The following is a 6119-nucleotide window of genomic DNA, read 5'->3' on the forward strand; positions in this document are numbered from 1 at the left end:
TCCGCCTTCCGTTAAATGTCGAGTTCTTTGGGCTGCTGGGCTGCATGAGGATGCTCAGCGCCGGCATAGATTTTCATCTTTCTGAACATGGCGCGACCAAGCGGGCCCTTCGGAAGCATGCCCTTGACAGACTTCTGAATAACTTGCTCAGGCGCCTTATCTACCAGCTTCTCGAAGCTGATGGACTTGATCCCACCCGGAAAGCCGGTATGACTGTAGTACATCTTGTCAGATGCCTTATTGCCGGTAACCCGCACCTGGCCCGCATTGATAACAACAATGTAATCGCCAGTGTCTACATGAGGGGTGTACTCAGGCTTATGCTTGCCCCGCAGACGACGGGCGATTTCGGTTGACAGACGACCCAGCGTCTTGCCGGCTGCGTCTACAACGTACCAGTCACGTTTTACGGTTTCTGGTTTCGCACTCAGAGTCTTCATTGATTCCGCCTTGAACGCTATAAAAAGAAACGTTAAAAACCGCCACCGGAAAGTGTAGTACACCCGGAGGAGGCTCTGTACCTGTAATTTGATTGACAGTGGCACTATTCGGGGCTGAGATAGTGACATCGTCTTGAAAAGCCAGGGCGCGAAGTATACTCGAACGATTAATGAAAACCAACCCCGCTTCGCATTGTTTTATTGGTCAGCGATCACCATAACGACTGGCCGTATAACAAGCACGTATTGGCAAATAAAACAGAAGCCAGATAATCCGTTTTCTCAGTCCGTATCTCAGACAAGCACTCAAAAATTTTGCGCAGGTAAACCGGGGAGTTGGCCCCAACCTCAACACCCTTGGGCGCCATATCCGGGGCATCCGTTTCAAGCACCAAAGACTCCAGCGGCAACCGTGCAACGGCATCCCGGGTTTTACGGGCGCGGGGGTGCGTAATGACCCCACCTATCCCAATAAAACATCCCTGATCAACTAGTTTTATGGCTTGCTGGTAGCTACCGGAAAACCCGTGCACTAGCGCTCTGCCGCCCCAGCCCCCCCGCTTTAGTGTCACATGAACGTCATCATGGGCTTTCACGGAGTGAATGATGAGAGGAAAGCCGAACTTTGATGCCAGATCAACCTGAGCTTCAAACCAAGGGTACTGAGCACTGAAATCGCCATGCAAACGATCCAACCCACACTCCCCAACTGCCACGCAACGCTCCGACCGTGCACTCAGGGCACTCTCCAGGCTCTCCAGATCCCCAGCAGAGTGCTCCCTGACAAACCACGGATGAATGCCAAGGCAGTAATACAAGCCAGAATAACCCAAAGCCGTATCCCGTACGCGGGCCCAATCTGGGCGGCGCACTCCGGGAATAACCAGCCCGACAACGTCGTTGCTCGATGCAACATTAAGCTCATTGGACCGGCGCCCATCGAAACAGGGAAAGTCAAAGTGACAATGAGCATCAATCAGCTTCACAATGGTCTCCGATGGTTATCGGGTCAGTGCTCCCGGGTCTTGTGGAACTCAACATCTGGATAACGCTCCTGAGCCAGGTTGAGGTTTACCATGGTTGGCGCAACATACGCCAGACGGTCGCCACCATCAAGCGCCAGGTTATCGTTATTCTTGCGCTGAAACTCGTCCAGTTTGCGATCGTCGGCACAGGTTACCCAGCGCGCGGTCGCCACGTTGATCGGCTCATAAATGGCCTCAACCTTGTACTCAGTCTTAAGGCGACTAACCACCACATCAAACTGCAGAACCCCAACCGCGCCCACAATCAAATCGTTATTACGCAAAGGCCGGAAGACCTGAACGGCACCTTCCTCAGAGAGCTGGATCAGACCTTTCTGGAGCTGCTTCGCTTTCAAAGGGTCTTTCAGGCGGATACGACGGAACAGTTCGGGTGCAAAATTGGGAATACCGGTGAATTTCATATCTTCGCCGGCGGTGAACGTGTCCCCTAGCTGGATAGTACCGTGGTTGTGCAGCCCAATGATGTCACCTGCATAAGCCTCTTCTGCATGCTCACGGTCGCCAGCCATAAACGTCAGCGCATCAGAAAAACGCACGTCCTTGCCAATCCTCACATGGCGAGCCTTCATACCCTGCTTGTACTGACCAGATACAAGGCGCATAAACGCTACCCTGTCGCGGTGCTGCGGATCCATGTTCGCCTGAATCTTAAACACAAAGCCCGAGAAGCCTTGGTCGTCAGGCTGCACTAGTCTCTGATCTGTTTCTCGAGGTTGAGGCTCTGGGGCCCAATTCACCAAACCATCAAGCATATGATCAACACCGAAGTTACCTAACGCCGTACCAAAAAACACCGGGGTGAGCTCTCCCGCCAAAAATGCTTCATGATCGAACTCATGGGAGGCGCCTTTAACCAGCTCGACCTCGTCTCTCAAGTCGCTGGCGTATTCACCAAGTACGGTATCAAGCTCTGGACTGTCTAACCCACTAATGACCCGGACGTCTTGTATCGTATGGCCCTGACCGCTCTGGTATAAAATCACCTCATCCTGCAGCAAATGATAAACGCCCTTAAAACTCTTACCCATACCAATCGGCCAGGTAATCGGCGCACAGGCGATTTTCAGGACATCTTCCACCTCATCCATCAGCTCCACCGGATCACGGGTATCGCGATCAAGCTTGTTCATGAAGGTGAGGATAGGTGTATCTCTGAGACGCGTAACTTCCATCAGTTTGATCGTGCGATCTTCGACGCCCTTGGCGCTGTCAATCACCATCAGGCAAGAGTCGACAGCAGTCAGAGTACGATAGGTATCCTCTGAGAAATCCTCGTGGCCCGGCGTATCCAGCAGATTCACAAGTTTGCCCTTATAGGGAAACTGCATCACCGATGTGGTTACCGAGATCCCCCGCTCTTTCTCCATTTCCATCCAGTCAGATTTTGCGTGCTGACCAGACTTTTTACCCTTGACCGTCCCCGCTTTTTGCAGAGCATGCCCGAATAGGAGAACTTTTTCGGTAATCGTGGTTTTACCGGCATCGGGGTGAGAAATGATTGCAAAGGTGCGGCGTTTAGCCACTTCCAAGGAAAGGTGAGACATAGTGGAAGAGAAACCTGCGTCAGATGTTCGAGAAAGGCTGACATTATAGGGACTATGAGGTTATTACGCGAACAGAAGCAACAACCTTTAGGGGTGTAAGAGCAAAGACATAACCCGTGCATCTTCTCGCCCCGAGGGAGCTGGATAATAACGAGGGCGACGACCAATTTCCTCAAACCCTTCACTGCGATAGAGCTTATTCGCAACGCTGTTACTCAGCCGAGCCTCCAGAAGAACCTGATTCATACTCTCACGGCTTGCTTCCGCAATCAGGTGACGCAATAAACGCCTTCCTGCCCCACGGCCACGCCCCTCCGGATGGACACAAAGATTCATGAGCTGAACCTCATCAAGCACATAAGCCACCACGGCATAACCCACCAATGAATGTCCGAGACAGGCACCCCATAGACGATAGCTCGTTTTGAAACAATCCAGAAACACCCCTTCAGTCCAAGGGTGGGAATATCCCTGGTGCTCGATATCAAGCATTCTGGGCAGGTCTGCCACGACCAAAGGCCGTATTGTCAGCTCAAGGCTTTCGGAAGTACTAAGCAGGCACTCATTTTTCCGCATCACCTTGCCACCAGAGACTTAAGCTGTTGCCACAAAGAACGTTTTAGATCGGGATTACTGGCAAGCTCTGCCAAAGAGTGTTCAGATGCGATATCGGGCGCCCGCTCAACAACGTCTGCCAGCCAGCCGCTATCGGCCCGAGTACCCTCTAGCGGACCCAGAACAATCATTTTTTTACTGCCGACGCCGTCAAGAACCTGCGCCATAACGGACTTCAAATCAGCCAAAGAACTGCCGGGTACAAGGAGATTGTTGAATACCGGCCAGTGAATCCATTTCGCGGCACCCAGCTGATCTTCGCCAAGGCTTTTTAAGATATTTGTGGCAAGCGTTTCCTGTAACCGTAAGCTCGCTTCTTTGGAAATATGCGCAACAAGGATGTGCCGTTGGCCAATAAATACGCCCATATTCAGGCGCAACACCTCAGTAGTGTTTGCCTGAGACTCCTGTGCTGGCGCAACATTATCTTCAGCAGGGTCCTCCAGAGCCCGATCGGAAACCTCGGGTGGCCACTGTTCCTCGGACGTCTTGGTTGGCACCGGTTCGGCTTTGCTCTCCATCAAAGCTTGGAGACTGGCAATTCGCTGGATACCCCGCTGGTTCGCCTCAGATGATGATCGTGAGACCTTAGCTTTTGCAGACACCGCAGCCACGGGAACCTCTCCGAGCACAGGCTGGCGCACGGCTTCGTCTGGCTCCGGAAACTGGAACTCCGGACTAGGGGCCGCCCCCGGCAAAGGCTCACGGGCATACCACAGGCGTATGCCCGCAACACCGAGATAGAACTGCCTTTGAGCTTCAGTTTGAATCATTCAAACATCCGCAACTTGTGGGTGCTGCCGGATGCCCCCCCGACTGATCAGATTTAGCGCCTCGATATAGGCTTTAGCCGAGGCAATAATGATATCTGTGTCAGCACCCACACCGTTTACAATTCGCCCACCCCGCTCCAGTCGAACTGTAACCTCACCTTGGGCATCCGTACCACTGGTAATGTTGTTCACTGAGTACAGCTGCAGGTTGCAGCCAGAATCAACAAGCGACTCAACGGCTTTGAACGTGGCATCCACCGGGCCACTGCCCTCAGCTTCCACCTTGTGCTCTTTTCCGTCCATCGTCAGCGTCAGAACGGCTTTCGGCATTACGCCAGTTTCAGAACATACCTGAAGACAAACCAGCCCGTACCGCGCATCTTCGTCCTTCTGGCGGGTGTCGCTGGCGATAGCCTGAAGGTCCTCATCAAAAATCTCATGTTTCAAATCAGCCAAGGCCTTGAATCGGGTAAATGCTTCATTCAGCTCTGTCTCAGTTTCAAACTGGATACCCAGTTCAAGCAATCGGGTACGGAAGGCATTGCGCCCAGAGTGCTTGCCCAGTACCAAACTGTTTGTGTGCCAGCCGACATCTTCCGCCCGCATAATCTCGTAAGTTTCACGGTGCTTAAGCACGCCATCTTGGTGAATACCAGACTCATGGGCGAACGCATTGGCACCCACAATGGCCTTATTCGGCTGCACTGGAAATCCGGTAATCGTTGAAACCAGCCGCGAAGCGGGAACGATATGACGGCTATCTATGCGGGTATCTATGTTAAACAGATCCTGCCGGGTGCGCACAGCCATCACGATCTCCTCTAGAGAAGCATTGCCTGCCCGTTCACCCAAGCCATTAACTGTGCACTCTACCTGCCGAGCCCCCCGAGTTACAGCAGCCAGTGAGTTTGCCACTGCAAGACCCAGATCGTTATGACAATGCACAGAAAAAATGGCTTTGTCGGCATTCGGAATGCGGTTCAGCAGCTGATGGATGGTTTCGGAAAACTGTTCTGGAATCGCGTAGCCAACTGTATCTGGAATATTGATGGTATTGGCACCGGCATCAATGGCAGCTTCGATAATCCGGCAAAGAAAATCCAGATCCGAGCGCCCGGCATCTTCACAGGAAAACTCAACGTCATCCACGTGGCTGCGGGCGCGCTTTACAGACCGGACTGCTTGCTCAATCACCTCATCTGGCTCCATTTGCAGCTTGTGTTGCATATGAATGGGCGAGGTGGCAATGAAGGTGTGAATGCGCCCACGCTCGGCAGGGCGAATGGCCTCAGCCGCGCGGTCAATATCTTTATCCAGGGCACGCGCGAGACTGCAAATCGTTGAGTCTTTGATCGTCTCGGCAATGGACTTAATCGCATCAAAGTCGCCTTGGCTTGCGATCGCAAAGCCCGCTTCAATCACATCCACACGGAGCTTCTCAAGAATCTTGGCAATCCGAAGCTTCTCAGCTTTGTTCATGGTGGCGCCGGGACTTTGTTCACCATCCCGGAGAGTCGTATCAAAGATGACCAAATGATCGTTGCCAGACATTGAAGTGCTCCATATCGCGTTTTGTTTTATAGGAAACAGTATATCACCGGGAAGTATAGGGGGCAGTCTTCCCCTTGGGTGATGAAGTAATTTACAGACAAAAAAAAGCCCCGACAGCTATGCTGTTGGGGCTTTTTAAATTAAGAGTCT

6 protein-coding genes are annotated in these 6119 nt (G+C 52.4%); all 6 read right to left on the reverse strand.

Going from position 1 to position 6119, the window contains the following annotated elements:
- Positions 1-11 precede the first annotated feature (11 nt).
- The 6 genes from rplM to ACTH3S_RS11060 all read right to left on the reverse strand — a co-directional run bounded on the left by rplM (position 12) and on the right by ACTH3S_RS11060 (position 5969).
- A complete protein-coding gene (gene rplM / locus ACTH3S_RS11035; protein ID WP_441809061.1) occupies positions 12-440 on the reverse strand; it encodes a 50S ribosomal protein L13 in 429 nt (142 codons plus the stop codon).
- Positions 441-652: 212 nt separating this feature from the next.
- Complete coding sequence (locus tag ACTH3S_RS11040) at positions 653-1426, reverse strand: TatD family hydrolase (RefSeq protein WP_441809062.1); 774 nt, start codon at positions 1424-1426, stop codon at positions 653-655.
- Between the two features lie 23 nt (positions 1427-1449).
- Positions 1450-3030 (reverse strand): peptide chain release factor 3, encoded by a 1581-nt coding sequence (prfC, locus tag ACTH3S_RS11045; RefSeq protein ID WP_441809063.1) that lies wholly within the window; start codon positions 3028-3030, stop codon positions 1450-1452.
- An 87-nt stretch (positions 3031-3117) separates the two neighbouring features.
- Positions 3118-3606: a ribosomal protein S18-alanine N-acetyltransferase gene (rimI, locus tag ACTH3S_RS11050; RefSeq protein WP_441809068.1), complete on the reverse strand. Its 489-nt coding sequence runs from the start codon at positions 3604-3606 to the stop codon at positions 3118-3120.
- The gene (locus tag ACTH3S_RS11055) at positions 3606-4418 is read right to left on the reverse strand and encodes a 2-isopropylmalate synthase (RefSeq protein WP_441809064.1); all 813 of its coding nucleotides are present in this window, start codon (positions 4416-4418) and stop codon (positions 3606-3608) included. Before ACTH3S_RS11055 ends, rimI begins: the two co-directional genes overlap by 1 nt.
- Complete coding sequence (locus ACTH3S_RS11060) at positions 4419-5969, reverse strand: 2-isopropylmalate synthase (protein ID WP_441809065.1); 1551 nt, start codon at positions 5967-5969, stop codon at positions 4419-4421.
- Between the last annotated feature and the right edge of the window lie 150 nt (positions 5970-6119).

The sequence above is a fragment of the Marinobacter sp. genome, assembly GCF_052094685.1.
GTDB lineage: Bacteria > Pseudomonadota > Gammaproteobacteria > Pseudomonadales > Oleiphilaceae > Marinobacter.

What these genes read in the sequence shown, in the direction of transcription:
- ACTH3S_RS11055 (WP_441809064.1), bottom strand. Translation starts at nt 4,418, where the DNA reads ATGATTCAAACTGAAGCTCAAAGGCAGTTCTATCTCGGTGTTGCGGGC.
- ACTH3S_RS11060 (WP_441809065.1), bottom strand. Translation starts at nt 5,969, where the DNA reads ATGTCTGGCAACGATCATTTGGTCATCTTTGATACGACTCTCCGGGAT.
- rimI (WP_441809068.1), bottom strand. Translation starts at nt 3,606, where the DNA reads ATGCGGAAAAATGAGTGCCTGCTTAGTACTTCCGAAAGCCTTGAGCTG.
- rplM (WP_441809061.1), bottom strand. Translation starts at nt 440, where the DNA reads ATGAAGACTCTGAGTGCGAAACCAGAAACCGTAAAACGTGACTGGTAC.
- prfC (WP_441809063.1), bottom strand. Translation starts at nt 3,030, where the DNA reads ATGTCTCACCTTTCCTTGGAAGTGGCTAAACGCCGCACCTTTGCAATC.